24 protein-coding genes are annotated in these 26,822 nt (G+C 64.5%); 13 read left to right on the top strand and 11 right to left on the bottom strand.

Annotation, left to right across the window (positions count from 1 at the left end):
• Positions 1-179: 179 nt before the first annotated feature.
• From ACIPZC_RS04510 to glcD, 4 genes are read right to left on the bottom strand one after another with little or no spacing between them, the layout of a single operon-like run.
• Positions 180-581 carry a heme-binding protein gene (locus tag ACIPZC_RS04510; protein ID WP_267823190.1) on the bottom strand — a complete coding sequence of 134 codons (402 nt, stop codon included), beginning with the start codon at positions 579-581 and terminating at the stop codon, positions 180-182.
• On the bottom strand, positions 574-1,809 hold the full coding sequence (glcF, locus tag ACIPZC_RS04505; protein WP_400625115.1) for a glycolate oxidase subunit GlcF: 1,236 nt from the start codon (positions 1,807-1,809) through the stop codon (positions 574-576). Before glcF ends, ACIPZC_RS04510 begins: the two co-directional genes overlap by 8 nt.
• A 9-nt stretch (positions 1,810-1,818) precedes the next feature.
• Positions 1,819-2,871 (bottom strand): glycolate oxidase subunit GlcE, encoded by a 1,053-nt coding sequence (glcE, locus tag ACIPZC_RS04500; RefSeq protein ID WP_400625113.1) that lies wholly within the window; start codon positions 2,869-2,871, stop codon positions 1,819-1,821.
• On the bottom strand, positions 2,871-4,370 hold the full coding sequence (glcD, locus tag ACIPZC_RS04495; RefSeq protein ID WP_400625111.1) for a glycolate oxidase subunit GlcD: 1,500 nt from the start codon (positions 4,368-4,370) through the stop codon (positions 2,871-2,873). Before glcD ends, glcE begins: the two co-directional genes overlap by 1 nt.
• 194 nt (positions 4,371-4,564) lie before the next feature.
• Here glcD and glcC point away from each other — a divergent pair, with 194 nt between their 5' ends.
• Positions 4,565-5,332: a transcriptional regulator GlcC gene (gene glcC / locus ACIPZC_RS04490; protein WP_400625110.1), complete on the top strand. Its 768-nt coding sequence runs from the start codon at positions 4,565-4,567 to the stop codon at positions 5,330-5,332.
• Positions 5,333-5,529: 197 nt separating this feature from the next.
• Here the strand turns inward: glcC and ACIPZC_RS04485 are convergent, their stop codons facing one another.
• A complete protein-coding gene (locus ACIPZC_RS04485) occupies positions 5,530-5,847 on the bottom strand; it encodes a DUF2388 domain-containing protein (protein WP_241805871.1) in 318 nt (105 codons plus the stop codon).
• A 131-nt stretch (positions 5,848-5,978) separates the two neighbouring features.
• On the bottom strand, positions 5,979-6,494 hold the full coding sequence (locus ACIPZC_RS04480) for a GNAT family N-acetyltransferase (protein ID WP_400625108.1): 516 nt from the start codon (positions 6,492-6,494) through the stop codon (positions 5,979-5,981).
• Positions 6,495-6,639: 145 nt separating this feature from the next.
• Here ACIPZC_RS04480 and ACIPZC_RS04475 point away from each other — a divergent pair, with 145 nt between their 5' ends.
• The 5 genes from ACIPZC_RS04475 to ACIPZC_RS04455 all read left to right on the top strand — a co-directional run bounded on the left by ACIPZC_RS04475 (position 6,640) and on the right by ACIPZC_RS04455 (position 12,070).
• On the top strand, positions 6,640-7,269 hold the full coding sequence (locus tag ACIPZC_RS04475) for a glutathione S-transferase family protein (protein WP_400625106.1): 630 nt from the start codon (positions 6,640-6,642) through the stop codon (positions 7,267-7,269).
• 242 nt (positions 7,270-7,511) lie between these two features.
• On the top strand, positions 7,512-8,777 hold the full coding sequence (gene codB / locus ACIPZC_RS04470; protein ID WP_400625104.1) for a cytosine permease: 1,266 nt from the start codon (positions 7,512-7,514) through the stop codon (positions 8,775-8,777).
• The gene (locus ACIPZC_RS04465; RefSeq protein WP_400625102.1) at positions 8,774-9,991 is read left to right on the top strand and encodes a PucR family transcriptional regulator; all 1,218 of its coding nucleotides are present in this window, start codon (positions 8,774-8,776) and stop codon (positions 9,989-9,991) included. Before codB ends, ACIPZC_RS04465 begins: the two co-directional genes overlap by 4 nt.
• A 4-nt stretch (positions 9,992-9,995) precedes the next feature.
• Positions 9,996-11,237, top strand: coding sequence for a cytosine deaminase (gene codA, locus ACIPZC_RS04460; RefSeq protein ID WP_400625100.1), 1,242 nt, complete (start codon positions 9,996-9,998; stop codon positions 11,235-11,237).
• Positions 11,238-11,335: 98 nt separating this feature from the next.
• Positions 11,336-12,070, top strand: a complete 735-nt coding sequence (locus ACIPZC_RS04455) for a hypothetical protein (protein WP_267823210.1) — start codon at positions 11,336-11,338, stop codon at positions 12,068-12,070.
• A 16-nt stretch (positions 12,071-12,086) separates the two neighbouring features.
• Here the strand turns inward: ACIPZC_RS04455 and ACIPZC_RS04450 are convergent, their stop codons facing one another.
• Both ACIPZC_RS04450 and ACIPZC_RS04445 read right to left on the bottom strand, forming a co-directional pair.
• Positions 12,087-12,629 (bottom strand): WYL domain-containing protein, encoded by a 543-nt coding sequence (locus ACIPZC_RS04450; RefSeq protein ID WP_400625098.1) that lies wholly within the window; start codon positions 12,627-12,629, stop codon positions 12,087-12,089.
• 282 nt (positions 12,630-12,911) lie between these two features.
• Positions 12,912-14,336 (bottom strand): PLP-dependent aminotransferase family protein, encoded by a 1,425-nt coding sequence (locus ACIPZC_RS04445; RefSeq protein WP_400625096.1) that lies wholly within the window; start codon positions 14,334-14,336, stop codon positions 12,912-12,914.
• Positions 14,337-14,661: 325 nt separating this feature from the next.
• Here ACIPZC_RS04445 and ACIPZC_RS04440 point away from each other — a divergent pair, with 325 nt between their 5' ends.
• Both ACIPZC_RS04440 and tam read left to right on the top strand, forming a co-directional pair.
• Positions 14,662-16,071 carry an amino acid permease gene (locus tag ACIPZC_RS04440; RefSeq protein WP_241805863.1) on the top strand — a complete coding sequence of 470 codons (1,410 nt, stop codon included), beginning with the start codon at positions 14,662-14,664 and terminating at the stop codon, positions 16,069-16,071.
• A 285-nt stretch (positions 16,072-16,356) separates the two neighbouring features.
• Positions 16,357-17,133: a trans-aconitate 2-methyltransferase gene (gene tam, locus ACIPZC_RS04435; protein WP_400625093.1), complete on the top strand. Its 777-nt coding sequence runs from the start codon at positions 16,357-16,359 to the stop codon at positions 17,131-17,133.
• Here tam and ACIPZC_RS04430 read toward each other — a convergent pair.
• Together ACIPZC_RS04430 and ACIPZC_RS04425 are read right to left on the bottom strand one after the other, a co-directional pair.
• Entirely contained in the window at positions 17,123-17,497 is a 375-nt protein-coding gene (locus tag ACIPZC_RS04430) for a DUF2784 domain-containing protein (protein ID WP_241805860.1), read from the bottom strand. The genes tam and ACIPZC_RS04430 overlap by 11 nt on opposite strands.
• Before the next feature lie 175 nt (positions 17,498-17,672).
• A complete protein-coding gene (locus tag ACIPZC_RS04425) occupies positions 17,673-18,542 on the bottom strand; it encodes a LysR substrate-binding domain-containing protein (RefSeq protein ID WP_400625091.1) in 870 nt (289 codons plus the stop codon).
• 241 nt (positions 18,543-18,783) lie between these two features.
• On the opposite strand from ACIPZC_RS04425, the gene ACIPZC_RS04420 reads away from it, so the two are divergent.
• The 5 genes from ACIPZC_RS04420 (at position 18,784) to ACIPZC_RS04400 (ending at position 24,974) form a co-directional block, all read left to right on the top strand.
• On the top strand, positions 18,784-20,100 hold the full coding sequence (locus ACIPZC_RS04420) for an MFS transporter (RefSeq protein WP_400625089.1): 1,317 nt from the start codon (positions 18,784-18,786) through the stop codon (positions 20,098-20,100).
• Positions 20,101-20,114: 14 nt separating this feature from the next.
• Entirely contained in the window at positions 20,115-21,506 is a 1,392-nt protein-coding gene (locus tag ACIPZC_RS04415) for an FAD-dependent oxidoreductase (RefSeq protein WP_400625087.1), read from the top strand.
• Between the two features lie 95 nt (positions 21,507-21,601).
• Positions 21,602-22,312: a YebC/PmpR family DNA-binding transcriptional regulator gene (locus tag ACIPZC_RS04410; protein WP_039603624.1), complete on the top strand. Its 711-nt coding sequence runs from the start codon at positions 21,602-21,604 to the stop codon at positions 22,310-22,312.
• A gap of 192 nt (positions 22,313-22,504) precedes the next feature.
• On the top strand, positions 22,505-23,449 hold the full coding sequence (locus ACIPZC_RS04405; RefSeq protein ID WP_241805856.1) for a LysR family transcriptional regulator: 945 nt from the start codon (positions 22,505-22,507) through the stop codon (positions 23,447-23,449).
• Between the two features lie 112 nt (positions 23,450-23,561).
• Entirely contained in the window at positions 23,562-24,974 is a 1,413-nt protein-coding gene (locus tag ACIPZC_RS04400; protein ID WP_241805855.1) for a DOPA decarboxylase, read from the top strand.
• A gap of 35 nt (positions 24,975-25,009) precedes the next feature.
• Here ACIPZC_RS04400 and ACIPZC_RS04395 read toward each other — a convergent pair whose 3' ends face one another.
• Positions 25,010-26,383: an MFS transporter gene (locus tag ACIPZC_RS04395; RefSeq protein ID WP_400625084.1), complete on the bottom strand. Its 1,374-nt coding sequence runs from the start codon at positions 26,381-26,383 to the stop codon at positions 25,010-25,012.
• Positions 26,384-26,822 lie beyond the last annotated feature (439 nt).

Genomic DNA, 26,822 nt, shown 5'->3' with positions numbered 1-26,822 from the left:
TGGGACACAAGAGCCGATCATGTTTTCCATGGTGGTGGGCGGCAAGTAGGACGCTTCCGAGAGGTTGGGTAGGAATTTTCTGAACATGTAGGGAGGGCCGGGTGGTTTGCAAGCGCTCCACCTGCGAAAGCCATCCACGGCCCGGCTCTTCTGGTGGCGGTGAGTCGTCACGGCGCGGGTTACGTGATGGCCGCTGCCCCGGCCTTGGCCACCTGGGCATCCTGCTCAGGCTTGACCCCGGACACACCGATGGCGCCAACCACCTGGCCATCCACCCGCAACGGCACGCCGCCCTCCAGGCAGGTCAGCAGTGGCGCTGTGACGAACGCGGTACGCCCACCGTTGACCATCTGTTCGTAATCACGCGTTTCCTTGCGCCCCAAGGCTGAGCTGCGGGCCTTTTCAACGGCGATGTAGGCGCTGGCCGCCGCGCAGCCATCCATGCGCTCCAGGCCAAGGGGATGGCCGCCGTCGTCGACCACCGCGATGGTGACATTCCACTGATGCGCCAGAGCCTCCTGGCGCGCGGCTGCAAGCAGGCGGGCAACTTCGGTCTGACCTATCACGGGCTTGCTATGCATGGCTGTTCTCCGGGTTCAGGGCTGCTTCGACGATTTCGATCCAGTGCCGTACCGGTGTGCGCCCGGCACCATTGAGGTGGGTCTGGCAGCCAATGTTGGCGGTGGCGATGACTTGCGGCTTGCCGCTTTCCAGGGCGTTGAGGCGGTTATCGCGCAGTTGCCGCGACAGCGCTGGCTGGGTCAGCGAGTAGGTGCCGGCAGAGCCGCAGCACAAATGGCTGTCCGGCACTGGGGTGAGGGTGAAGCCCAGCCGGGCCAGCAGGCGCTCCACCTGGCCACCGAGCTTGAGGGCGTGCTGCAGGGTGCACGGGCAATGAAACGCCAGGCGTTGTTCGTGGCACACGCCCAATTGCTCGACCGGTTCATCGCGCAGCACTTCCACCAGGTCGCGTGACAGCGCGCTGACCCGTGCAGCCTTGGCCGCGTAAAGCGGATCCTTTTCCAGCAGGTGGCCGTAGTCACGCACGAAGGCGCCGCAGCCGCTGGCCGTCTGCACGATGGCTTCGGCGCCCGCTTCGATGGCGGGCCACCAGGCATCAATGTTGCGCCGGGCACGTTGCAGGCCCTGCTCCTGGGCGTTGAGGTGGTAATCCACCGCGCCACAGCAGCCGGCTTCGAACGCTGGCTCGACGCTGATGCCCAGGCGGTCCAGCAACCGCGCAGTGGCGGCGTTGGTGTTGGGCGACAGGGCCGGCTGCACGCAGCCTTCAAGCAGCAGCACGCGGCGCGCGTGGCGCACCGGCGGGCGCTTGCCAGGGGAGGCCACCTGGGCGGGCAACTTGCTCTTGAGGGTGCCCGGCAGGACGGGGCGCAGGGCCTGGCCTGCGCGGGTCAGCGCCTTGAACAGCGCCGGGCGCGGCACCACTGCACGCAAACCCTGGCGCAGCAGGCGCTCGCCGAGCGGGCGGGGCACCTGCTGCTCGACCACGGCGCGGCCGATGTCCAGCAGGTCATGGTATTTGACCCCTGACGGGCAGGTGGTCTCACAGTTGCGACAGCTCAGGCAGCGGTCCAGGTGCAGTTGGGTGCTGGCGGTGACCGGTGCACCTTCGAGCACTTGCTTGATCAGGTAGATGCGCCCGCGCGGTCCGTCCAGTTCATCGCCGAGCAGCTGGTAGGTGGGGCAGGTGGCCGTGCAGAAGCCGCAGTGCACGCACGCGCGCAGGATGCTCTGGGCCTCTTCGGCGCGGGCCAGGCGCTTGGCGCTTTCGCTCAGGTTGGTTTGCATGCTGTGGCCTCACAGGTCCGGGTACAGGCGGCCAGGGTTGAACAGGCCCTGGGGGTCGAGTTGCCGCTTGAGGGCGTGGTGGTAGCGCATCAACGCGGCGGGCAGGGGGGCGCTGCTGTGCTCGCCGGGGGTAAAGCCTGTGGCGTGGCCGCCGGCCTTGGCCACCTGCTCGCGGATCACCGATGCCGGCGCGCTGGACTTCAGCCAGCGCTGCGCGCCGCCCCAATCGATCAAATGGCGCCCCGGCAGGTCCAGTTCGGCGGTATCGATCGGTACCGACAGGCGCCACAGCGGTTCGTCGCCGTCGAAAAAGGCCAGGCGCTGCTCGCGCAGCTCGCTCCAGAATCGGCTGTCGAGCACGTCGCCGCCCAGGCGCTGACGGGCCGATTGCACCGAGCCCTCACCGCCTTCCAGGCGCAGGTACAGCGCTTCGCCGTCGTGGCAGGCTGCGCTGATCGGCAATGGCTGCTGGCCCCATTCAACCAGCTCGGCCAGGGCCTGATGGCGGTCCATCGGCAGGCGCAGACTCAGGCATTGGCGTGGCCGTGGCAGCACCTTCAGCGATACCTCGGTCAGCAGGCCCAGGCAGCCGAAGCTGCCGGCCATCAGCCGCGACACGTCGTAGCCTGCGACATTTTTCATCACCTCACCGCCAAAGCGCAGCAGTTTGCCGTGGCCGGTAATGACCCGCGTGCCGAGCACATAGTCGCGTACCGAACCGGCCCAGGGCCGGCGCGGCCCGGACAGCCCCGCCGCGACCGCGCCACCCAAGGTCGCACCGGTGCCGAAGTGGGGCGGCTCGCACGGCAGCATCTGCCCGGCCTCGAACAGCGTCGCTTCGATTTCCTGCAGGGGCGTACCGGCGCGAGCAGTGAGCACCAGCTCGGTCGGGTCGTAACTGACGATGCCGCGGTGGCGGCGGGTATCGACGATCTCCCCGGCCACCGGGCGGCCCAGCATGGCTTTGCTGTTGCTGCCCTGAATGCGCAGCGGGGTGTTCAGGTTCAAGGCCTGGTTGACCTGTTCGAGCAGGTCCTGGCTCATGTCACGGTCCAGGCTCATCAAAAGCGCTCCAGGTCAGGGAAGGGCAGTTGGCCGTGATGCACATGCATGGCGCCGAACTCGGCGCAGCGGTGCAGGGTGGGGATGTTCTTGCCTGGGTTGAGCAGCCCTTGGGGATCGAACGCGGCCTTCACGGCATGGAACAGGGTGATTTCGTCGCTGTTGAACTGCGCGCACATCTGGTTGATTTTCTCGCGGCCCACACCATGCTCGCCGGTGATGCTACCGCCCACTGCCACGCACAGTTCCAGGATGCGCCCGCCGATGGCTTCGGCGCGTTCCAGCTCCCCGGGCAGGTTGGCATCGAACAGGATCAGGGGGTGCATGTTGCCGTCGCCGGCGTGGAACACGTTCGCCACCCGCAGGCCGTACTGCTCGGACAGTTCGCTGATGCCCTTGAGCACGCGCGGCAGTTCGCGGCGCGGGATGGTGCCGTCCATGCAGTAATAGTCTGGCGAGAGGCGCCCCACGGCAGGGAATGCGTTCTTGCGGCCAGCCCAGAAGCGCACCCGCTCGGCCTCGTCACAGGCCAGGCGCACCTCGTCGGCACCGGCCTGCTGCAGAACCGCTGCCACGCGTTCGCAGTCGTCCTGCACGTCGGCCTCCACCCCATCGAGTTCGCATAGCAGGATCGCCGCGGCCTCAACCGGGTAGCCGGCGTGGATGAAGTCTTCGGCGGCGCGGATCGCCAGGTTGTCCATCATTTCCAGGCCACCGGGGATGATCCCGGCCGCGATGATTTCGGCCACGGCGCGGCCGGCGTCTTCCACACTGGCGAAACTGGCCAGCAGGACCCGGGCGACCTGAGGCTTGGGTAGCAGCTTGACGGTCACTTCAGTGACGATGCCGAGCATGCCTTCGGAACCGGTGAACAGCGCCAGCAGATCGAAACCAGGGCTGTCGAGGGCATCACTGCCCAGGGTCAGGCGTTCGCCTTCGACAGTGAGGATCTCCACTTTGAGCAGGTTGTGCACGGTCAAACCGTACTTCAGGCAGTGCACGCCACCGGCGTTTTCCGCGACGTTGCCGCCGATGGAGCAGGCGATTTGCGAAGAAGGGTCTGGCGCGTAGTACAGGCCGTGTGGCGCCGCGGCCTGAGAAATGGCCAGGTTGCGCACCCCGGGCTGAACCCTGGCGAACCGGCCGAGCGGGTTGACTTCAAGAATGCGGTTGAAGCGTGCCATGACCAGCAGGATGCCTTTGGCCAATGGCAATGCGCCGCCTGACAGCCCCGTGCCGGCTCCGCGAGCCACGACGGGAACGCCGCGCAGGTGGCAGAGCCTGAGCAACGTCTGCACCTGCTCCAGACGCTCGGGCAGCACCACCAGCAGGGGCACGGTGCGGTATGCAGAGAGGCCGTCGCACTCGTAAGGTGCCAGGTCTTCGCGGCGATGCAGGATCTCAAGGTCGGGCAGCGCTTCGCGCAAGGCCTGCAGCAGTGCAGGCTGGTCAACGGCAGGCAGCGCCCCATCGACCCGTTCGTCGTAGAGAATGTTCATCAGGCTCACTCAACGGCAATTTTTGTTGTTGTGGGTAAACCGCTACCCCCGCAGCCTGCGCGCCCGGTCGCACCAGGTCGAGTGCGAAGCACACTGGTCCTACCAGTTTTTGTGCCTGCTGCTGTTTATTTACCCGTTCAGGCGTATAGATTGGCGCAAGCTATGGAAGTGGTCCTACCAGTGGAGGGGGGCGCATGGTTGCTGAAGGCAAAGCCAAGGTCGCCGACCAGGTTGCCGAGCGGGTCGAACGGTTGATCGTCGAGGGTGTGCTCAAGGTGGGTCAGGCCCTGCCTTCGGAGCGGCGCCTGGTGGAAAAGCTTGGCTGTTCGCGCTCTGCGCTGCGTGAGGGCCTGCGCATCCTGCGTGGGCGCGGCATCATCGACACCGAACAGGGGCGTGGCTCGTTCGTCGCCGACCTGACCGGGCAGCAGGTGGGTATCACGCCGCTGATGCACCTGTTCAGCTCGCAGCCGCGCACCTTGTTCGACCTGCTGGAAGTGCGCGCGCTGCTCGAGGCCGAGTCGGCGCGCCTGGCGGCATTGCGGGCCACCGAGGTGGACCGCCTGCTGATCCGCCGCCGCTATGAGGACATGCTCGCCGCCCACGCCGCGCCCGAAGGGCTGGATGCGCGTGAGCACGCCCACCGCGACCACGCCTTCCACCGGGCGATCAGCGAGGCCTCGCACAACCCGGTGCTGGTGTACACCCTGCAGTCGCTCAGTGATCTGACCTTGAGCACGGTGTTCGCATCGGTCAACAACCTGTATTGCCGCCCCGCGCAGAAACGCCAGATCGACCGCCAGCATGCGCGGCTGTATCACGCCGTGATGGGGCAGTTGCCGGAGCAGGCGCAGCGGGCGGCGCGTGAGCACATCAACGGAATTCGTGACAGTTTGCGCGAGATCGAGCAGGAGGAGCAGCGGCTTGTACGGGCGACGATGCGCATGGATGGGTGGGGGTGAAGCCCTGAGGCGTCGACCAGAACACGGCTGTTCAGGGATTTGTTTGGACAGCGGTTGCCTGGGCCCAGGCAATCGAGAACGTCAGGCAATGGCGTAGAGAGGGCGGGGCATAGGCATCGGTTCTACCTGGTATGGTTAACCGCTGAACCTAGCCCCCCTCACGCGTGTACCTGGGCGGCCGTGAGGCCATACAGGCCTCAGTGGTGAGCCATTGGATCATCTTGGGACAGTATGGCTCGAGCCAGCTCCTCATCGCTGGCCTGCAAGCCAGGATTGTCCTTGCGTGCCTGTTCCAACGCCGACTCTACATAGGCGCCGCGAATGGCACCGCCGCTGGCGACGAATGCAGACAGCTCGTCACGGGCGGGGATGATCCGTTTGTCATCCTTGAAGGTCGAATACAGCGAGGCGGATACACCGGCCGAGGTAGCGACGTCGCCCGCATCGACGCGGGCCATGGCAGCACCGGCTGGAAGCAGGAGCAGCAGCGCAGGGGCGAGCAATAGGTGGCGCATAGCGTGTTCTCCAATAGCGTGAAGCCCAAGGGAAATACCACTCAGTGAGTAAGATGGCAGAACTGAGGCGGTAGTTCCCTTGATGCATCGATACCGTCGCGCACCGTGCGCAAAGCCAGCAGCACCGGGGCTCAGGGGCGTCGATAGAGCGGGTGCGGCGTGCTCGGGTCGAGTTCGGTGAGCTTGGCGCCGGCCCGGACGAAGCCGGAACGCTCCGCCAGCCGCTGGCTGGCCTGGTTGTCGATGTCGGTGGTCAGCCACACCGGGGTTGCGATGGCATCGAGCAAGCCCGTCAATGCTTCGCGCATCAGCCCCTTGCCAGTGAACGCCTGGCTGGCCCAGTAACCCACCTCGTACTCAGCGTTGCCCGGGCGCAGGCCGATGCAGCCAATGACTGCGTCACTGTCCAGGTGCAGCACGAAGTAACGCTTTTCGGCTGCGGGGTCGAGAAACTCACGGGCACTCAGTTGCAGGCTTTCGCGCACTTCCTGCAGCGTCCAGTCTGGCTTGGCCCAGGCCAGGAAGGGTTGGTGCAGGGTATAGCTATCGAGCAGGGCCTGGCGCAATTGCCCTGCAAGCGCCGGGTCGGGGCGGACCAGGCGGGTGCGCGGGGTGGTCAGGGTGCGAGGGAGTGTGGGGTAGGGCATAGGGGCCGTCCTGGCATGCGGGGGTAGCGCTCTACTTTGCGCGTGTGCATTGACCGTGTCGAGCCGGCATGGTCTGCTCGGGCTGGCGGCCCCTTTACGGCCCTGACCAACAGCGCTATCGCCCCTGGGAAAATGAAGGATCACCATGCCCGACTACACGCTCCATTGCTTCGCCGAATCCGGCAATGCCTATAAAGCCGCACTCATGCTCGAACTCACCGGCCAGGCCTGGCAGCCGGTGTTCGTCGATTTCTTCAACGGCCAGACCCGCGACCAACGCTGGCGGGATGAGGTCAACGAGCAGGGCGAAGTGCCGGTGCTGGAGCATGCGGGAATGACGATCACCCAATCGGCGCTCATTCTCGAATACCTCGCCGAACGCACCGGCCAGTTCGGCCCGCGCGATGACGACGAAAAGCGCGAAATCTGGCGCTGGATGCTGTTCGACAACCACAAGTTCACTGCCTATTACGCGGCGCTGCGCTTCATCTTCTGCCTGAAGAACGCTGGCGAAACACCGGTCACTCAGTTTCTGCGAGAGCGCGCCACGGCGGCTTACCAGGTAGTCGATGCGCACCTGGCGAAAACGCCCTATATGGTCGGTGGGCGCCTGACCATCGCCGACCTGTCGCTGGCCGGCTATGTGTTCATGCCGGAAGATACCGGCATCCCGTTGGCTCAGTTCACCCATATCGAGGCGTGGAAAGCGCGTATCCAGGCGCTCCCGGGCTGGAAGCATCCCTATGAACTGATGCCACGCACCGCTTCGGCCTGACCGGCCGCGTCGGCCTTCAGGGGCGGCCGGGTGGAAACTACCCAGCCGCGTCCCGCTTTGGTGCGCGGCGGCCTCAAATTGAGTCATCTGGCACATAAAAAACCATCACGAACGTGCACATCTGTGCACCTTGCACACTATTTGCCATGCCGTGCGCCCGCTATTTCGAGGTACAGCCGCCCGGCAGAAAGCGGCCCGCATATTGCTCTGCCTGCTCCAACTTCAACCCGGAGCACCCGACAATGAGTTCCCCTTCAGAATTCCCGCTTTGCGAGGCGCCGCAGCACGCCCGCAAGGACCTGTTGCCAATCGCCATGGTTCTGTTCAGTTTCACCTTCTTCACCGGCACGATGTTCGCCGGGGGCAAGCTGGGCATGGCCTTCGGCTTCGTCGACATGCTCTGGATCGCCGCCCTTGGCAATACGCTGCTGGCCCTTTACGCCGCCGCGCTGGCGTTCATCGCTTCGCGCAGCGGGCTGAACACTGTACTGATGGGGCGCTTCTGCTTCGGCGAGGCCGGCAGCCGGCTGTCGGACTTCCTGCTCGGTTTCGCCGAACTGGGCTGGTATGCGTGGGGTACGGCCACTGTGGCGATCGTGCTGGTCAAGCTGCTTGGGCTGGCCGAGGGGTTCACCGTGCCGTTGATGGTGCTGTTCGGGTTGGGCTTCAGCATCACGGCAATGGTCGGCTTCAAGGGGCTGGACCTGTTGTCGCGGGTATCGGTGCCGCTGATGTTCGCCCTGCTGATCATCTCCATGGCAATCGCCACCCGCGACGTGGGTGGCCTGCAGCAACTGGCGGCATTGGTGCCGCATGAAACCCTGACGTTCTCGGCGGCGGTGACCATGGTCTTCGGCACCTTTGCTAGCGGCGCCACCCAGGCCACCAACTGGACGCGCCTGTCGCGCAGTGGGCGTGTGGCGGTGACGGCCAGTGTGGTGGCATTTTTGCTCGGCAATGGGCTGATGGTCGTGGCCGGCGCCTGGTGCGCGATGGTCTATCAGCAGGCCGACATCGTCGAAGTGATGATGCTGCAAGGGCTGTCGTTCGCAGCGGTGGTAATGCTCTGCCTCAACCTGTGGACCATCCAGGGGCCGACCCTCTACAACGTTGCCGCCGCAGCTTGCCACCTGGTGCGCAGCGAACGCCGGCGCACGGCCACGCTGGTAGCGGCAGGGGTGGGCATCGTGCTGGCGATCGGTGGTATGTACGAATTGCTGATTCCCTTCCTGGTACTGCTGGGCTCGATCATCCCGCCGGTGGGGGGTGTGATCATGGCCGACTTCTGGTACCGCCACCGTGGCAAGTATCCGGCCCTGGCCACGGTCAGCCTGCCGCGCTACAACCTGCTGGGGCTGTGCGCCTATGGCGTCGGTGCGGTGGCGGCCTATGCCTCGCCCTGGGTGGCGCCACTGGTGGGCATCGGAGCCTCGGCGCTGTGCTACATCGTGCTGCTTGAGCTGGGCGGCCGACGCCGGGCCCTGGGCCAGGCGCGGGTCGAGCCGTGAGCCTGGCCCTGGAAGAGATCCTGCACCTGCCCGGCCTGCACGAGATGAGCGTGCGGGCGGGCGCACGCAACTTGCAGCGGCGGGTGCGCTGGCCCTATGTGGCGGAGAACGAGGGCATCGCCGAATGGGTGATGGGCGGCGAACTGGTGTTCGTCACCGGCATCAACCACCCACGCGGCGAGGGCAACCTGTTGAGCCTGGTCGAAGACGGCGATGCGGTGGGTATCGCCGGCCTGGTGATCCTCACGGGAGGCACCTTCATCCAATGCATTCCGGCCGCGGTAATCGAGCGCGCCGAGCAGTTAGGGCTGCCACTGATCGAACAGCCCTACGCCCTGAAGATGGTGGTGGTCACCCACCTGATCGGTACCGCGCTGGTACAGATGGCCCAGGTGCGTCGCTCGCGCGACGACATCCTCGGGCAACTGCTGAGCGGTGATTATCCAAGCCTGGCGATCGCCCGGCAGCGGGCCGCGCACCTGCAGCTCGACCTGGACGGGCCACGGCGTCTGGTAGCGTTGCGCTTGTCTGCGGTCGATGGACTGTTCGAACGGCATGGCCTGGCCAAAGGCGAACGCCTGTGGCAGGACACCCGCCAAACCCTGGAAGACCAGCTCGAAGCCTGGTGCCGGGCCCGGGCCGGCGCGGTCACCGCGCAACTGGCCGGTGACCTGTTCGTGCTGCTGCTGCCCGATACCCCGGACTTGCGTGCAGCCCTGGCTGCCCTGCACCGGCAACTGGCCGCGCAGGCAGGCGAGATGGGGCTGTTCATGGGGCTGTCGAGCCCTGCCGAGGACTGCGGCCAATACCGCCAGGCCCTCAACCAGGCGCGCCAGGCCCTGGAGGTGGCGCAGAACCTGCGCCCAGCCACCGGCCTGTGCGACTTCAGCGAGCTGGGTGTATTGCGCCTGTTGCAGGGTATTGGCGACCGTTCGCTGCTCGATGACTTCGTCGCCCAGACGCTCGGCCCGCTGCGCGCCCCCGGCCGTAAACAACCCAATGCACTGCTGCACACCCTCGATGCGCTGCTCAAGGAAAACGGCAATGGCCTCAAGGCTGGTCAGCGCCTGGGTTTGCACCGCAACACCATCAATCAAAGAATGCAACGCATCGAACAACTGAGCGGGCAGTCGCTGGACGACCCGCTTTTCCGTATGAACGCGGCGGTCGCTATGCTGATATGGCGCATGACCGAAGCCCAAGGCAAGGAGTAACTCCATGAACATCATCAACGCACGTCTGCGCGGCAAGGCCGGCCTGGTGCGCATCGAGCTGGACGGCGAGCGTATCGCCGCCATCGTGCCCCAGGCCAATGTCGTCATGGCCGCCGGCCCCGATGACCTGGACGCCCAGCAAAACCTGGTGGTGCCGCCTTTCGTCGAGCCGCACATTCACCTCGATGCCACCCTCACCGCTGGCGAGCCGAATTGGAACATGAGTGGCACGCTGTTCGAAGGTATCGAGCGCTGGGCCGAGCGCAAGGCAATCACCACCCACGACGACATCAAGGCCCGCGCCAAGAAGACCATCGGCATGCTGGTGGACCATGGCATACAGCATGTGCGGACCCATGTGGATGTGACCGATCCCAAGCTCACCGCGCTCAAGGCGATGGTCGAGGTGCGTGAAGAGGTGCGCGAGCTGATCGACCTGCAGATCGTCGCATTTCCGCAGGAGGGCATCGAGTCGTACGCCAACGGGCGGGCGCTGATGACCGAGGCGGTGGCGATGGGCGCCGATGTAGTCGGTGGCATTCCACATTTCGAAAACACCCGCGACCAGGGCGTGTCGTCGGTCAAGTTCCTCATGGACCTGGCCGAGCGCACGGGCTGCCTGGTGGACGTGCATTGCGACGAAACCGACGACCCGCAGTCGCGCTTCCTCGAAGTGCTGGCCGAAGAGGCGCGGGTACGCGGGATGGGGGCACGGGTCACCGCGAGCCACACCACGGCCATGGGCTCGTATGACAATGCCTACTGCTCAAAACTGTTCCGCCTGTTGAAAATGTCGGGCATCAACTTCGTTTCGTGCCCGACCGAAAGCATCCACCTGCAAGGGCGCTTCGACAGCTACCCGAAACGCCGCGGGCTGACGCGTGTCGCCGAAATCGACCGCGCAGGGATGAATGTGTGCTTCGGCCAGGATTCCATCGTCGACCCCTGGTACCCATTGGGCAATGGCAACATCCTGCGCATCCTCGAAGCCGGGCTGCACATCTGTCACATGCTGGGGTACGAAGACTTGCAACGTTGCCTGGACCTGATCACCGACAACAGCGCGCGCACGCTGAACCTTGGCGAGCGCTACGGCATCGAGGTGGGCCGCCCGGCGAATTTGTTGCTGCTGTCGGCGCCGGACGACTATGAGATGGTGCGCAGCCAAGGCCATGCGCTGGTGTCGATCCGGCAGGGCAAGGTGCTGATGCGCCGCACCCAGGCGCAGGTCGAACGCTTTGCCTGAAGGGTTGAGGGGCCACTGAGTGCTTGCCTGGCGGTGTTGAACTTGGCACCCTTTGTGGCCTCTGAACCGTCGACGCCGTGACAGAAGGAAATTTACCCTTGAGTTGGGACAAAATCGGGAAACTTCTCGTAGCCCTGTTGCTTGGCCTGATGGTCTGGCTGGTGGCCTATGTGGCGCTCAAGGGCGACGCCCGCCTTGAAGCTTCCCTGACCTACGCCTACCTCACTTACCCAAGCCAGTTCAGCGAGCGCATCAGCAAGACCAACGACCAGCTCAAGTACGAGCGGTTGCAGCCACGCATCACCAGCATCGGCCAGGGGGCGTTGAGCCAGGATCAGGTCGACAGGCTGATCGACCTTGCCCAGGCGCCCTACGCGCAACTGTTCGCCAAACCGTTCGAGGCCGGCCTGGTGGATCACCGTACCGGCTTGCTCATCGAGCTGCGCAACACAGGTGACACCGAGGTGCGCGAGGTGAAGGTGCGGCTGCCGGCCAAGGGCCTGGTGCAAGTGCGCGACGGCTCAGGCAACGACACCCTCTACGAGGCCCCCACAGCCATGATCGAGATCCCTGTGATCGAACGTGGCAGGGCGTGCAAGGTGTGGGTCTATTTCGATGCCGACTACTCGCAGATCCGCCAGGGTGGTATCAGCATCACCCATGCCGAGGGTGTGGCGGATGTGCAGGTGTACCGAGAGTTCATCGGTTTTCCGGCGCTGGTGGCGCGCTACAGCCGGGAGTTGATGGTGCTGCTTGGTGTGCTGGTGCTCAGCGTGTTGGGCCTGGGCTACGCCTGCCTGGCGCGGCCGCGCAAGCCCGTATTGCCTTCCTGAGGGTGCCAGCTGGCGCCTAGTGGCCGGTGTCGTGCAAGGCCAGGCTTTGGCGCAACTGCTCGATCACCGCTGTGCGCAATGCCTCTGGCGCTTGTACACGTATCGAACCCGCCTGGGACAGCAGCCAGCCCATCAACGCGCGGCTGTCGTCGACGGTGGCATCCAGTGTCGCGCCGCCGTCGCCGTGCGGGGCCAGGCGCATGTCATCTGACAAGGGCTCATCTTCCAGGCGCCGTGCGAGAGCATCATCCACCCAGGCGCGCAATTCGATCTGCCGGGCAGGGCAGAGCGCATCCGGCTGCAGCAGTTGAGCCTCACCCAGGCTGCGGCCTGGCTGCCAGTACCAGCCGTAGGGCATGCCCTTGTTGTTGCAGCGCAAATGGAACAGCGAAGCAAGCTCGTTGAGGTCTCTTTCCACTGTCCGTTTGCTGGTCTTGAAGCCGACCTTGGCCAATGCGGCCTGCAACTGGGTGGAGCTCATGCCTGGATGGCGGTCTGGCAGCAATTTGAGCAGTTGCCACTGGCGGGCGATCGTATGGCGGGTTGAGTTGCTGGGCAAAGGGCTCGTCCTTGAAGTTCAGGCGTGGTGCGTGCCTGAATGATGGCAATTGGCTATTGCCGCGAGCATACCCGTTCATTGGATCGGATCCAAGTTCAGCAGGATCAGTGGCATGGCCAGTGCCATGGTTAGCGGGGCCGGTGGTTGTTACACAGAGGTATTGCCTGACGACACGACGGGCCTGCTCAATAGCACCCATCGGATAGAGCGCCGCGCGCGGCGCTAGAGGTGCAGACGCTGAAAATGCCGCGGCGAGCAGGCCCGCAGCACCCTCCGTAAGCCCTAGATGCCCGCCCGGCGCACGTGCTTGACCAGCACCTTCTCCAACAACTCCCACATCGCAGGGTCGGTACTGAACGCCACATTGAACCGCATCCACCCGGTCGGCTTGGCATCGACCATGAACAACTGCCCGGGCCCGAGCATGATGCCTTTCTCCAGCGCATCATCGAGCAGTGCAGCGCTGTCGGGAAGCGCCGGGTGACGGGTCCATATGTACATGCCTTCATCCGACTCGATGAACAGCTCGAAACCCAGCCGGTGCAGGTGCCGGCCAACGTCCTGGTGGGCCTCGGCCAGGCGCTGGCGCAGGCGCTTGAGGTGCTTGCGCCAGCGGCCGTCGATGATCGCGGCATACACCACGCGCTCCATCACCTGCGAGGTGGTCAGGCCCGAGCGCATCTTCAGGTGCAGCAGCTTCTGCGCCAGTTCCGGGTTGGCCAACAGGTAGCCGACCCGCACGTTGGGCGAGATGCTCTTGGAGTAGCTGCCCACGTACACCACCTGTTGCAGGTGGTCGAGGCTTGCCAGGCAGGGCTGTGGCTCGGCGACCATGTCGGCGTACAGGTTGTTTTCCACCAGGCGAAAGCCATGCTGGCTGGCCAGTTGCAGCAAGCGGTGCAACTGCGGCAGCGGGGTGCGCGAGCAGGTCGGGCTGTGCAGGTGTGGCTGGGTGAAGAAAGCCGTCGGGCGATGGTGCGCCAACAGCTGTTCGAGGTGGTTGAGGTCGTAGCCGTTGGGGGTGCGTGGCACTCCGATCAGGGTGGCGCCCTGGGTGCGCAGGATGCTCATCAGGTTGGGGTAGCCGGGATCGTCCACCAGCACCACGTCGCCCGGGCGCACCAGCGTGCGCACGGCAAGGTCCAGGGCCTGGCTGGCACCGTGGGTGAGCATCAGCTGCGCCGGGTTGGCGACGATCGACAGTTCCTGCTGCAGGTTCTGCGCGGTCAGCGCGCGCAGTTCCGGCAGGCCCATCGGGTCGCCATAGCCGGACAGCTCCAGCGGGCTGCCGGCAACCTGGCGCAGGCCGCGGCGCAGGCCTTCTTCGTACATCCAGTCGTTGGGCAGCCAGCCACAGCCCGGCTTGAATGGCAACTGGCGGGTCTCGAAGATCTGCTGCAGGTACCACTCGGAGTTGAACGAGGGCCGACTGGCATCGGCCTCGGCGCCGTGGTTCTCCAGCAGTTCCGCCGCCGCGCGGTTGACGAAGAACCCGGCATTGCCCTTGCTCACCAGCAGCCCCTGGGCAACCAGGCGGTCGTACGCCTCGACCACAGTGAAGGTGCTCACCGAGTAGGTTGCGGCAAACGCGCGGATCGACGGGACCTTGGCACCTGGCTTGAGGGTCTGGTTGTCGATCAGCTCACGCAGCCCGTCGATGATCTGGTTGACCAACGGCGTCGAGGAGTCTGGGTGTAATTCAAGCATTCGGGGGCCTTGAGGGTGCGTAACGGCAGGCGCCTGCAGGGTGTATTGCATCGGCGACCTGTACAGTGCAGTGCGACTTTCATGCCACTGTGCATGGCTCTATGTGTCGGACATTTTTACATTAGGTGTCAGATATCGCCACATAAAGCATGTTCAGTTCGCTCAAGGGGCAAACCCTGGGGCGCGTCAGCAGGCCGCCATGGAAGGCCTGCGTGTGTAACCGCACACCTCCTGCCCGCATTAGCACTGATGTACAGGTGAGGCCGATGACCATCGCGGCTTTACAGTTTTCCTTGGATAAAAAGAAGCACGGGGTACACAACTGATGGACGCAACATCCACAACCACCACCGCGAACAGCGGGCATGAGAGCAAACTCAGTGCCTCGCTCAAGTCGCGCCACCTGACGATGATGTCGATCGCCGGGGTTATCGGCGGCGCCTTGTTCGTCGGCTCCGGCAGCGTGATCCACAGCGCCGGCCCGGCGGCTGTCCTGGCCTACCTGGCAGGCGGCATCCTGGTGGTACTGATCATGCGCATGCTGGGTGAAATGGCGACTTCGTCGCCCGACACCGGTTCGTTTTCCACCTACGCCGACCGCGCCATCGGCCGTTGGGCCGGTTTCACCATCGGCTGGCTGTACTGGTGGTACTGGGTCATCCTCATGGCTTGGGAAGCTTATGTGGCGGGCAAGATCCTGCATGGTTTCTTCCCTGATGTGAGCGTCAACGTGTTCGTGCTGGCCACGACCCTGGTGCTGATCACCGTCAATTTCTTCAACGTCAAACACTACGGCGAGTTCGAGTTCTGGTTCGCGTTGATCAAGGTGATCGCGATCGTCTGCTTCCTGATCGTGTGTACCGCAGCGGTGATGAACATCTGGCAGTTCGGTGAAGTGCGCGGTATCACTCATCTGACCGCCGAAGGCTTCATGCCCAATGGCATCACCACGGTGATCGGGGCGTTGCTTGGCGTGATGTTCGCCTTCCTGGGTGCCGAAATCGTCACCATCGCCGCCTCCGAAGCCAAGGACCCGGCCACTCAGATCGTCAAGGCCACCAACTCTGTGGTGTGGCGGGTATGCTTGTTCTACGTCGGTTCGATCTTCCTGATCGTCTGCCTCGTGCCGTGGAACGACCCGCACCTGGGCGTTTCCGGTTATGGCGCGTATCGCCGCACCCTGGAACTGCTGGGTGTGCCGTATGCCGAGCTGTTGATGAACTTTGTGGTGCTGACCTCGGTGAGCAGCTGCCTGATCTCGGGCCACTACACCGCTTCACGCATGCTGTTCTCGCTGGCACAGCGTGGCGATGCGCCGTCGTTCTTCAAATCGACCCGTCCCGGTACCGGCGTGCCGGTGAACGCGATCATCGGTTCGTGCGCCGTGGCCGTGGTGTGCGCGCTGATCAACTTCAGCGAGACCCTGCGCCCGAAAGACGTGCTCGATACGCTGATGAACACCACCGGCATGATCGCTTTGCTGGTGTACCTGGTCATTGCCTTCTCGCAGCTGCGCATGCGCCGCAAGCTGATCGCCGAGGGCAAGGAAGTCCGTTTGAAGATGTGGCTGTTCCCGTGGCTGACCTACCTGGTGATCGCCTTCATCGTCGCCGCGCTGGTGACCATGGCTTTCATGCCTGACTACCAGATCCTGGTGATCTCCACCGGTATTGCCGCGGCTGTCGTTGTGGCCATGGGGGTGGTGCACCAGATGCGCAGCGCCCGTAAGCACTAAGCGCTAGTGCTTGCCCGAAGCGGCCGGCTCCCTCGTGGACCCGGCCGTTTCGCGTTGATGGGCGGGGTTTTCTCATCCGGCATGTGAAAGCGCCCGTTCATCCAGGGTGAGCCGAGCAGGGCGGCGGCAGCCATCAGGGCCAGAAGGGCCAGGGCCAGGAAGGGTTTCATCGGCATACGCATAAGAGGACTGACTTCAAGTATCCGCGAACAGTTCCCTCGACAGGGCCCGTACAGGCGACAGATGGCTTATGCTGAGCACATTGCCCGCCAAAAGGAGCCCCTCATGGCTTGGTCCGCCACCCAGTATTCCCTGTTCGAAGACGAACGCACCCGTGCGGTGCGCGACCTGCTTGCCGCGGTGCCGCCACGCCCGGTGCGCCATGCCACCGACCTGGGGTGCGGCCCAGGCAATTCCACCGAAATACTGTTGCAGCGCCACCCCGACGCCCAGGTGACGGCCCTGGACAGCGACCCGGACATGATCGACAAGGCCCGTGCACGCCAGCGCTTGCGCATCCCCAGGGTGCGTTGCGAAATCGCCGATATCGCCCAGTGGGCCGCCCCCGAACCGCAGGATCTGATCCTGGCCAACGCTTCACTGCAATGGCTGCCTGACCACGGTTCGCTCTACCCGCACCTGGTGCGCCAGCTCAGTGAGGGTGCAAGCCTGGCTGTGCAAACCCCGGACAACCTTGATGAGCCGGCCCACCGCCAGTTGCGCGAGATTGCCGGTCGTGGCCCTTGGGCCGAAAAATTCGCCGACCTGAGTTTGCCGCCCCGGCATAACGCGGCGTTCTACTACGACCTGCTCAGCCCGCTGTGTGCGCGGGTGGACGTATGGCGCACGACCTACCATCACCCGTTGACCGGTGGCGCCGAGGCGGTGGTCGAGTGGTTCAAGGGGTCGGCCCTGCGGCCTTATCTGGCCAGGCTGGACGAGAAAGAGCAGGCGGACTTCCTGCAGATGTACCTGCAGGCCATGCAGCACGACTACCCGGCGGCCACCGACGGCAAGGTGCTGCTGCCGTTCCCACGGCTGTTCGTCATCGCTACCCGGTAGGTGAGCGGCGCCAGCGCCGGATCACACAGCCATAGATCACGAGGTTGACCACCAGCACGACGCCGCCCAGCAGCCATTGGATCTGCGGGGTCAACCCGGCAGGGTAGATCAGGGGCCAGATGTAGTGCTCGACGAAGCCGCCGTGGTAGCCGGCACCGCCTGCGGCGAAGCGCATGCGGTTTTCCCAGTCGGTCAGCGGGCATTCCAGGTGCAGGCCCTCAACCGCCAGGCCCCAGGCCAGGGCGGGCAGGTGGATGAACAGGGCGGGGCGCCACTTGAGCACCAGCAGGCCGCCTGACAGTACCAGCAGGATGAAGGCCAGGTGCAGCAGCACCAGGGTGTCGGCGGCTAGACGGTAGAGCATGGGGTATGCATTTTGACAGGGATGTATACCCAGCATAGTTATGAAGGCTTCACTGGCCTATTGAACACGGCACTCAGGACTGGAGGTGCTGGGCGTTTTCTAGCCAGGATGGCTTTTGCGGGGCTTTCTCTTGAGTCTTGCATTGGATTTACCGGCCCAATCGCCGGCAAGGCCGCTACAAGTTTTCCTGTACCACCTGCAGGAACGTGGCCACCACCCGCCGGGTACGCTGCTCGCTCAAGCACACCAGTGTCTCGGTGAGGTGCCGCTGGCAATCGACAATGGGCAGTGCACACACCCGCGCATCGGCGCCGAACTCGGCGGCCGACACCACCCCCACGCCAATCCCCACCACCACCGCCTCGCGCGCCGCCTCGCGGCCTTCGACCTGAATGGCGGGGCGAATTCGCAAGCCGGCGCGCTGCATTTCTTCCTCAAGCGTCTGCCTGGTCACCGAGCCCGGCTCGCGTAGCACCAGCGGCGTGTCGTCCAGGTCTGCCAGGCTGATCGAGCCACGGCTGGCCCAGGGGTGGTTGTGCGAGACGAAGGCCACCATCGGGTCGCGGCGCAGCGGCAGGCAGTGCAGGCGCTCATCGTCGACATCGCGCCCCAACAGTGCCAGGTCGGCCTGGTAGCTGAACAGCCGGGCCAGGGATTCATCGGTGTTGCCGGTCTCGACCTTGACCTGGATGCCCGGGTAGCGCTGACAAAAGCGGGCGATCTGGGGCAGCACGTGCACCGGCGCATCCACCGCCAGCACCAGGCTGCCGGTGTGCAGGGCGCGGGAGTCTTGCAGCAGTTCGTGGGCTTCGGCCTCACAGGCGAACAGGCGCTTGCTGATGCCCAACAGGCGCTCGCCCAGGTCGGTCAACTGCACCGAACGTTTGTTGCGGTGGAACAGCAACACCCCGAAGCGCTCTTCGAGCTTGCGCACCTGGTCGGAGACGGCCGGCTGGGTCAGAAACAGCTTTTCTGCCGCCCGGGTAAAGCTGCCGTGCACGGCCACTGCATGGAAAGCCTTGAGTTGAGCGTGGGACACCGACATGTCGACTCCAGTAACAAGCTGAGCTTATGTGTGAAATACGATAAATCGATTTTATTTATCAGTCACCAGCTGTTTCCATATTCATCAACCCCGGCGCTGCCACGAGCAGCTGCGGGACATGGCGCGCACCCCCGCGCCATCTGACCAGATGACGAGCCACGTCATGCAGTGCGCAACACAAAAACAAGACAGGCGTTTATTCACATTCTGCCGGCACACTTGAGCAAGAGGTCAGACGCACATGAATCACTCTCTAGCCGCGTTGAAACGTTGGCGCATCCAGATTTTCGCGATCACCTGGCTGGCCTACGCCGCCTTCTACTTCACCCGCAAGGCCTTCTCGGTGGCCAAGCTAGGCATTGGTGAAGACCCGACATTCATGCTCGACAAGGCATCGATGGCCAACCTCGATGCCATCTACCTGGCCGCCTATGCGGTCGGCCAGTTCACCTGGGGCATGCTGGCCGACCGTTTCGGCCCGCGCGTGGTGGTGCTAGGGGGGCTGTTGATTTCGGCGGCGGCAGCCGTGGTGATGGGCAGCTACGCTACCTTCCCGATCTTCGCCACCTGCATGCTGATCCAAGGCCTGGCGCAGTCCACGGGCTGGGCCGGGCTGTGCAAGAACATCGGCAGCTTCTTCCCCGCCGTGCAGCGCGGCCGGGTACTGGGGTTGTGGAGCTCCTGCTATGCCTTTGGCGGCCTGGTCGCCTCGCCGTTCGCCGGCTGGTGGGCCTACACCCTGATCGGCACCTGGCATGCGGCATTCTTCTCCAGTGCCGCGGTGGTTGCTGCGGTGGCGGTGCTGTTCTTCTTCCTGCAGCGCAACAAACCCGAAGATGTAGGCTTGCCGGCGGTCGAGCCTGAGCCGCAGAGCATGGCGCCGGCCGGTAGCCTGTGCAGTGTCTGGGCGCCGCTGCGCGAGATCCTGCACAACCGCACGGTGTTGACCCTGGGCCTGGCGTACTTTCTTCTGAAACCGGCGCGCTACGCGATCCTGCTCTGGGGGCCGGTGATCGTCTTCGAGCAGATGCCCTCGGTGGGCAAGGTAGGCGCTGCGATCATCCCCACGGCCTTTGAACTGGCTGGGCTGCTGGGCCCGATCATCATTGGCCTGGCTTCGGACAAGCTGTTCGGCGCACGGCGTATGCCGGCCTGTGTGATCAGCCTGGTGCTGCTGACCGTGGCCCTGGCGGCGTTCATGGCAGCCATGCACAGCGGGAGCATCGTCATGGTGGTGGGTTTGCTGTTCTTCATGGGCCTGACCCTGTATGGGCCGGACTCGATGATCAGCGGCGCGGCGGCCATCGACTTCGGCACGGCCAAGGCCGGTGCCACGGCAGCCGGTTTCGTCAATGGCTGCGGCTCGGTGGGCGCGGTGCTTGGCGGCCTGCTGCCCGGTTACTTCGACAGCGTCACGGTGTTCATCGTGTTCGCTGGCTGCGCACTGTTCTCGGCCCTGGTGCTGCTGCCGCACTGGAACAGCCGGCCGGCCAGTGCAGCCCAGGCCAATGATGTGGCTCCCAACACCAGCATGGCGATCAAGCCACTGCGTACCTAAAGGAAAGCGAGCGAATGAGACCCTTCTGGCTGCAACAGGCCCTGGATTGTGAGCAGGACGCGGTATGCCCGCCGCTGCAAGGCGATGCCCGCTGCGACGTGTGCATCGTAGGCGGCGGCTACACCGGCCTGTGGACCGCGCTGATGCTCAAGGAGGCAGTACCGTCGCTGGACGTGCTGCTGATCGAGTCAGACATCTGCGGTGCGGGCGCCAGTGGGCGCAATGGGGGGTGTGCGTTGTCGTGGTCGGCCAAGTACTTCACCCTCGAGCGTCTGTTCGGGGTGGCCGAAGCGGTACGCCTGGTAAGCGAGTCGGAGCGCAGCATCGGTGCCATTGGCGCATTCTGCACGGCCAATGGCATCGATTGCGACTACCGCCTGGACGGCACCCTGTACACCGCCACCAACCAGGCCCAGGTGGGCGCCACCGATGCGGTGATCGCTGCGCTGGAGCACAAGGGGATCAATTCATTCGAGCGTTTGCCGCTGGACGAGGTGCAGCGCTTGGCCGGTTCAGCGCGGCACCTGGAAGGCTGGTTTTCGCCAGCCGCCGCCACCGTGCAGCCAGGCCGGTTGGTGCGCGGCCTGCGGCGGGTGGCGTTGCAGCGCGGCGTGCGCATCCATGAAGGCACAGCCATGACCGGCCTGGAGCACGGCGCTCCGGTGCAGGTGCGCACGGCCCATGGCACGGTGCGTGCCGACCGTGTCGTGCTCGGCCTCAATGCCTGGATGGCGCGAGCCTTCCCGCAGTTCGAGCGCAGCGTGGCGATCGTTTCCAGTGACATGGTGATCACCGAGCCGTGCCCCGAGCTGCTGCGCGAGATCGGCCTGAACAACGGCATCAGCGTGCTGGACTCACGGATTTTCGTGCATTACTACCACAACACCTCTGATGGGCGGCTGATGCTCGGCAAGGGTGGCAACACCTTCGCCTATGGCGGGCGCATGCTGCCGGTGTTCGATCAACCCTCGCCCTACCGGCCACTGCTGCGTGAAAGCCTGGCCGATTTCTTCCCTGCCTTGGCCGATGTGCCGCTGGCGGCCAGCTGGAACGGCCCCTCGGACCGCTCGGTGACCGGGCTGCCGTTCTTTGGGCGGTTGGACGGGCAGGGCAACGTGTTCTATGGCTTCGGCTATTCTGGCAGCGGGGTAGGGCCGTGCCACATGGGCGGGCAGATCCTCTCGTCCCTGGCGCTGGGGCTGGACAATCCGTGGACCCGCTCGCCATTGGTCAAGGGCCCGTTGGGGCTGTTCCCGCCGGAGCCGATCCGCTACCTGGGCTCGCTGATGGTGCGCAATGCCATTCGCCGCAAGGAGCGCGCCGAAGACCGGGGGCTGCGGCCACGCCACCTGGACGTACGGCTGGCCCGCTTCGCCGCGGCGGCGGGCAAGGCCGACAAAGCATGAGATTTCTTGTCGAACACTGGCCCGAGGGCGTATAAACTGCTCCCACTTTTTGGCCGGTCGCTTCCTGAACCGGCCGCTGAAACAAGAGAGTCGACATGGGCGCACAGTGGAAAGCCAAGCATAGAGAAACAGCTGCCAATGCCAAGGGCAAGATCATGGGCAAGCTGTCCAAGGAAATCCAGATCGCGGCCAGGTCGGGCGCCGATCCCGACATGAACCCACGCCTGCGCCTGGCCATCGTGCAAGCCAAGAAGGCTTCCATGACCCGCGAGACCCTGGACCGGGCGATCCGCAAGGGCGCGGGCCTGGACGGTGATGCCGTGCAGTACCAGGCGGTGACGTACGAAGGTTTTGCGCCGCACCAGGTGCCGCTGATCGTCGAGTGCCTGACCGACAACGTCAACCGCACCGTCGCGCAGATTCGCGTGCTGTTCCGCAAGGGCCAACTCGGTGCCAGCGGTTCGGTGGCGTGGGACTTCAACCATGTGGGCCTGATCGAAGCCATGCCCGACGGCGATGCCGACCCGGAAATGGCCGCCATCGAGGCCGGTGCCCAGGACTTTGAAGAAGGTGAGGAAGAGGGCTCGACCCTGTTCATCACCGACACCACTGACCTGGATGCAGTGCAAAAAGCCCTGCCGGAGCATGGTTTCACTGTTTCTTCGGCCAAGATCGGCTATACCCCGAAGAACCCGGTGAGCGCTGCCAGCCTCAGTGCCGAGGCGCTGGCTGAAGTCGAGGCGTTCCTTGAAGCGATCGACGAGAACGATGACGTACAGAACGTCTATGTTGGCCTGACCGAGTAAAAAGCGGGGCCGCCTTGCGGCCCAATCGCCGGCAAGCCGGCTCCCACAGGGACCTCGCAGGCCCATGGCCCGCAGTGTGCCTGCAAGAACCCAGGGGTTGCACTGTGCCTGCGGGAACCTGAGGCTTGCACCGTCCTTGTGGGAGCCGGCTTGCCGGCGATTGGGCCTGTGATACTGCACAGGGAAGCCTGTATGAACCCAACCTTCGCCTCCCTCAGCCTCGCCCACCTGCGTACCCTTGACTGCCTCCTGCAGCTGAAAAACCTCAGCCACGCCGCCGAGCGCCTGGGCGTCAGCCAGTCGGCGTTGAGCCGCCAGCTGGCCCACCTGCGTGAAGCCTTCGACGACCCATTGCTGGTGCGCCAGGGCCGCGGCTACGTGCTCAGCGAATACGCCCAAGCCCTGGTCGAACCGCTGCGCCAGGTGCTGGAAGAGCTCCAGGCCCTCCGCCAGCCTGCCGCGTTCGATCCGGCCCGTTGTGAGCGGCGCTTCTGCCTGGCCGCGTCCGACTACGTTGCCGAGCACATGCTGCCGCTGCTGGTGGCGGCGCTGGAGCAGGAAGCCCCCGGCGTCAGTATCGACTACCGCACCTGGCAGGCCGGGCAATACGCGTTGCTCGCCAGCGGCGAGATCGACCTTGCCACCACCCTGTTCGACGAGTCGCCGGCCAACCTGCACGGCCGCCTGCTCGGCGAGGACCGGGCGGTGTGCCTGATGCGCCGCGACCATCCGCTGGCGGCCTGCGAAGTGCTGAGCCAGGACGACTACCTGGCCTTCAAGCACGTGCGCATCTGTGGCGGTGGCGACAAGGACAGCTTCATCGACCGCCACCTGCGCGCCCAGGGGCTGCAACGGCGCATCAGCCTGGAGGTGCCGTTCTTTTCGGCCACCGTGCAGGTGGTCGGTAACAGCCAGGCATTGGCGACGTTGCCCGAGCACATTGCCCGCCAGCTCTGCCGGCTGCATGGCCTGGCCTGGCGCCCGTTGGGGTTTGTGGAGCATACCCAGCGCTACTGGGTGGTGTGGCACCAGCGCCTGCAGGCGTCGGCCGAGCACCGCTGGTTGCGCAACCGGGTGTTCGAGCTGTGGCGCCAATCACAGTTCGGTGTGCAGGGTGGGCATGCAGGTTCGCCATAGCAGGTATGCGCGAAGCGGGGTTATAGGCGTGGCGGTACGCGCCTAGACTGGGGCCCTTGAGCTGTTGGTGACGCCCCATCGCCGACAGCGGACAACCCACAGGAGACCGCGCGTGACCCCAGAACAATTCCGTCAATACGGCCACCAATTGATCGACCTGATTGCCGATTACCGCCAGACGGTCGGTGAACGCCCGGTGATGGCCCAGGTCGAGCCCGGCTACCTGAAAGCTGCCTTGCCTGCCGGCGCCCCGCTGCAGGGCGAACCGTTCCAGGCGATCCTCGATGACGTCAACACCCTGGTGATGCCTGGGCTTTCGCATTGGCAACACCCCGATTTCTATGGCTACTTCCCGTCCAATGGCACCTTGTCCTCGGTGCTTGGCGACTTTCTCAGCACGGGCCTTGGGGTACTGGGCCTGTCATGGCAATCGAGCCCGGCGCTGAGCGAGCTGGAGGAAACCACCCTGGACTGGGTGCGCCAGTTGCTGGGCCTGTCGGGGCAGTGGAGCGGCGTGATTCAGGACACCGCGTCGACCAGCACGCTGGTCGCGCTGATCTGTGCCCGCGAACGTGCCACCGATTACGCCCTGGTGCGCGGCGGCCTGCAAGCCGAAGCCAAACCGCTGATCGTCTACGTCAGTGCCCACGCCCACAGTTCGGTGGACAAGGCCGCGTTGCTGGCCGGCTTCGGCCGCGCCAACATCCGCCTGATCGCCACCGACGAGCAGTTCGCCATGCGCCCCGAGGCCTTGTTGGCGGCCATCGAACAGGACCTGGCCGACGGCAACCAGCCTTGCGCAGTGGTCGCCACCACCGGCACAACGACCACTACGGCGCTGGACCCCTTGCGCCAGATTGGCGAGATCGCCCAGGCCCAGGGGGTGTGGCTGCACGTCGACTCTGCCATGGCCGGCTCGGCGATGATCCTGCCCGAATGCCGCTGGATGTGGGACGGCATCGAGCTGGCCGACTCCGTGGTGGTCAACGCGCACAAATGGTTGGGGGTGGCGTTCGACTGTTCGATCTACTACGTGCGTGACCCGCAGCACCTGATTCGGGTGATGAGCACCAACCCCAGCTACCTACAGTCAGCGGTCGATGGCGAGGTGAAGAACCTGCGCGACTGGGGCATCCCCCTGGGGCGCCGGTTCCGGGCACTGAAACTATGGTTCATGTTGCGTAGCGAAGGGGTCGAGGCGTTGCAGCAGCGCTTGCGTCGCGACATGGACAATGCCCGCTGGCTGGCTGCGCAGATCGAGGCTGCAGGGGAGTGGGCGTTGTTGGCGCCGGTACAGTTGCAGACCTTGTGCATTGTGCACCGGCCTGCGGGGCTGGAGGGGCAAGCGCTGGATGCGCATACCAAGGCCTGGGCTGAGCGGCTCAATGCCTGCGGTGATGCTTATGTTACGCCGGCGACCTTGAATGGGCGCTGGATGGTGCGGGTTTCGGTGGGGGCGCTGCCCACTGAGCGTGAACATGTCGAGCAGTTGTGGCAGCGCTTGCAGGCAGTGGTTAACGGCTGAAATGCTTGGGGCCGCAGAGCGGCCCCGTGCATCTGTCAGTGGCTTGCTGTCTGCAGGCCGCTCTTGCGGTTGGCCTCGTAGGCTTGCTTGTCCATCGGCTTGGCCTGCGGGTTGCCCAGGTCTTCCATCGCCAGGCGGTGGGTTTCCGGTGCGATATAGGCTGCCAGGGCGCATATGCAGGTGATGATGAACGCCAGGGCGCCAACGACCAGCGGGATGTTGTCCGAACCCGGTGGTGCCACCAGTGCGAACAGTGCCGGCAGCATGGCGGTCAGCATAGTGCCGATGTTCTGGGCGATGGCCATGGCCGACACGCGGTAGCGGGTGTTGAACAGCTCAGGGAAGAAGCTTGGGAACACCGCGTTGTAGCCTTGGTAAACCATGCCCCACATGAGGATCGAGGTGGCGAAGGCCAGCGGTACGTTCTGGATGCTGATTGCATACAGGTACACGAAGGCCAGCAGGCCAGAGCCCAGGCAGCCGGCGATCATGGTCGGGCGACGGCCGATCTTGTCGGAAAGGTTGCCCACGAACGGGATCACCAGCACTGCAACGATGTTGCCCACTACCGGGATCCACAGGTACACGCTCTTGTCGAAGCCGATGCCGTAGGCCGGCTGTACGGCGTAAGCTGCGCCGAAGATGGTGGCAACCACCGGGATCACGTTCATCAACGCCATGAACATCACCAGCACCATGTGCTTCCAGCTGTGGCGGAAGGCCTCGCTGATTGGCGACTTGGCAACCTTGGCCTGTTTCTCTTCTTTCACGAAGGCCGGGGTTTCGTGCACTTCCTTACGGATGATGAAGCCTGCGATCAGCACGATGGCGCTCATCAGGAACGGGATCCGCCAGCCCCAGTCGTTGAACGCCTCGCTGGGCATGAAGTAGGCCAGTGGCAGGAACACGGCCGCCGCCATGACCTGGCCGGCCTGCACGCCCTGCAAGGTGAAGCTGGCATAGTAGCCGCGTCGCCCGAATGGCGCGTGTTCCATGATCATCGAACTGGCGCCGGAGATTTCACCGGCCACCGCAAAGCCTTGGACCAGGCGCAGCAGCACCAGCAAGGCCGGGGCGAGCATGCCGATATCATGGTAGGTAGGCAGCAGGCCCACGCCCATGGTGGAAATGCCCATCAGGAACATGCACAGCAGCAGTACGTTCTTGCGCCCGCGGGTATCACCCCAGTGGCCGAGCACGAAGGCGCCGACCGGACGGGCCAGATAACCCACGCCGTAGGTGGCCAGCGAGGCGATGATCGCCATCTTGGGGTCGGTGTTGGGGAAGAAGATCTGCGGGAAGATCAGTGCCGCAGCCTGGGCATAGATGAAAAAGTCGTAATACTCGAGTGCCGAGCCTATCCATCCGCTGGCGGTCGCTTTCTTGGCTTGAGAGCTGGAGTGAGCCATCGTTGTCTCCGTTGTTTTTGTTTGTCGCCGCACAGCAGGCGCCGTCAGGCGGCAGCCAGTGGGTGTGCGATCGCTATCGGGAATAAGGGGTGCGCTTATAAAGCCGGCGATCGCTGGCGAAGTCTGCTAGGTGAAGACGAACCAGCAGGTGCGGGTTGCAAGGCGAGGGAGATGTGCATAGGTCGGTACCCGTTTTATTGAACTTATTATGTTGTGGCGCTGGGCTTGTGAGCGCAGGTTGCGCCGAACGGCCACTGGGCAGAAAGTGGTGGTCGGTGTGCCTGCGTCTGGTCTCATAGTTGCGCAGGGGTGGCAGTGAATCAATTCGCCAAAACGGGTTTTGTGCGATAATCGAACGCAAAACTAACCATTCCGTACAAAGTGATTGCTGCCATGACTTTACCTGCGAATAATTCATCATGCCAAGAAGTCTGATGGT

Origin of the sequence: Pseudomonas sp. NPDC089743 (genome assembly GCF_044748785.1) — a bacterium.
Classification (GTDB): domain Bacteria; phylum Pseudomonadota; class Gammaproteobacteria; order Pseudomonadales; family Pseudomonadaceae; genus Aquipseudomonas; species Aquipseudomonas putida_X.
The sequence above is the reverse complement of the archived record's forward strand: the minus strand, read 5'-3'. Positions and strand labels throughout refer to the sequence as shown.

Bases quoted from the DNA above. Each gene is read 5' to 3' on its own strand.
- glcE (WP_400625113.1), bottom strand. From the start codon at position 2,871: ATGAGCCTGGACCGTGACATGAGCCAGGACCTGCTCGAACAGGTCAAC.
- ACIPZC_RS04440 (WP_241805863.1), top strand. From the start codon at position 14,662: ATGGACGCAACATCCACAACCACCACCGCGAACAGCGGGCATGAGAGC.
- ACIPZC_RS04420 (WP_400625089.1), top strand. From the start codon at position 18,784: ATGAATCACTCTCTAGCCGCGTTGAAACGTTGGCGCATCCAGATTTTC.
- glcD (WP_400625111.1), bottom strand. From the start codon at position 4,370: ATGAACATTCTCTACGACGAACGGGTCGATGGGGCGCTGCCTGCCGTT.
- tam (WP_400625093.1), top strand. From the start codon at position 16,357: ATGGCTTGGTCCGCCACCCAGTATTCCCTGTTCGAAGACGAACGCACC.
- ACIPZC_RS04410 (WP_039603624.1), top strand. From the start codon at position 21,602: ATGGGCGCACAGTGGAAAGCCAAGCATAGAGAAACAGCTGCCAATGCC.
- ACIPZC_RS04395 (WP_400625084.1), bottom strand. From the start codon at position 26,383: ATGGCTCACTCCAGCTCTCAAGCCAAGAAAGCGACCGCCAGCGGATGG.
- codA (WP_400625100.1), top strand. From the start codon at position 9,996: ATGAACATCATCAACGCACGTCTGCGCGGCAAGGCCGGCCTGGTGCGC.
- glcF (WP_400625115.1), bottom strand. From the start codon at position 1,809: ATGCAAACCAACCTGAGCGAAAGCGCCAAGCGCCTGGCCCGCGCCGAA.
- ACIPZC_RS04445 (WP_400625096.1), bottom strand. From the start codon at position 14,336: ATGCTTGAATTACACCCAGACTCCTCGACGCCGTTGGTCAACCAGATC.
- codB (WP_400625104.1), top strand. From the start codon at position 7,512: ATGAGTTCCCCTTCAGAATTCCCGCTTTGCGAGGCGCCGCAGCACGCC.
- ACIPZC_RS04430 (WP_241805860.1), bottom strand. From the start codon at position 17,497: ATGCTCTACCGTCTAGCCGCCGACACCCTGGTGCTGCTGCACCTGGCC.
- ACIPZC_RS04405 (WP_241805856.1), top strand. From the start codon at position 22,505: ATGAACCCAACCTTCGCCTCCCTCAGCCTCGCCCACCTGCGTACCCTT.
- ACIPZC_RS04475 (WP_400625106.1), top strand. From the start codon at position 6,640: ATGCCCGACTACACGCTCCATTGCTTCGCCGAATCCGGCAATGCCTAT.
- ACIPZC_RS04480 (WP_400625108.1), bottom strand. From the start codon at position 6,494: ATGCCCTACCCCACACTCCCTCGCACCCTGACCACCCCGCGCACCCGC.
- ACIPZC_RS04415 (WP_400625087.1), top strand. From the start codon at position 20,115: ATGAGACCCTTCTGGCTGCAACAGGCCCTGGATTGTGAGCAGGACGCG.
- ACIPZC_RS04510 (WP_267823190.1), bottom strand. From the start codon at position 581: ATGCATAGCAAGCCCGTGATAGGTCAGACCGAAGTTGCCCGCCTGCTT.
- ACIPZC_RS04425 (WP_400625091.1), bottom strand. From the start codon at position 18,542: ATGTCGGTGTCCCACGCTCAACTCAAGGCTTTCCATGCAGTGGCCGTG.
- ACIPZC_RS04485 (WP_241805871.1), bottom strand. From the start codon at position 5,847: ATGCGCCACCTATTGCTCGCCCCTGCGCTGCTGCTCCTGCTTCCAGCC.
- glcC (WP_400625110.1), top strand. From the start codon at position 4,565: ATGGTTGCTGAAGGCAAAGCCAAGGTCGCCGACCAGGTTGCCGAGCGG.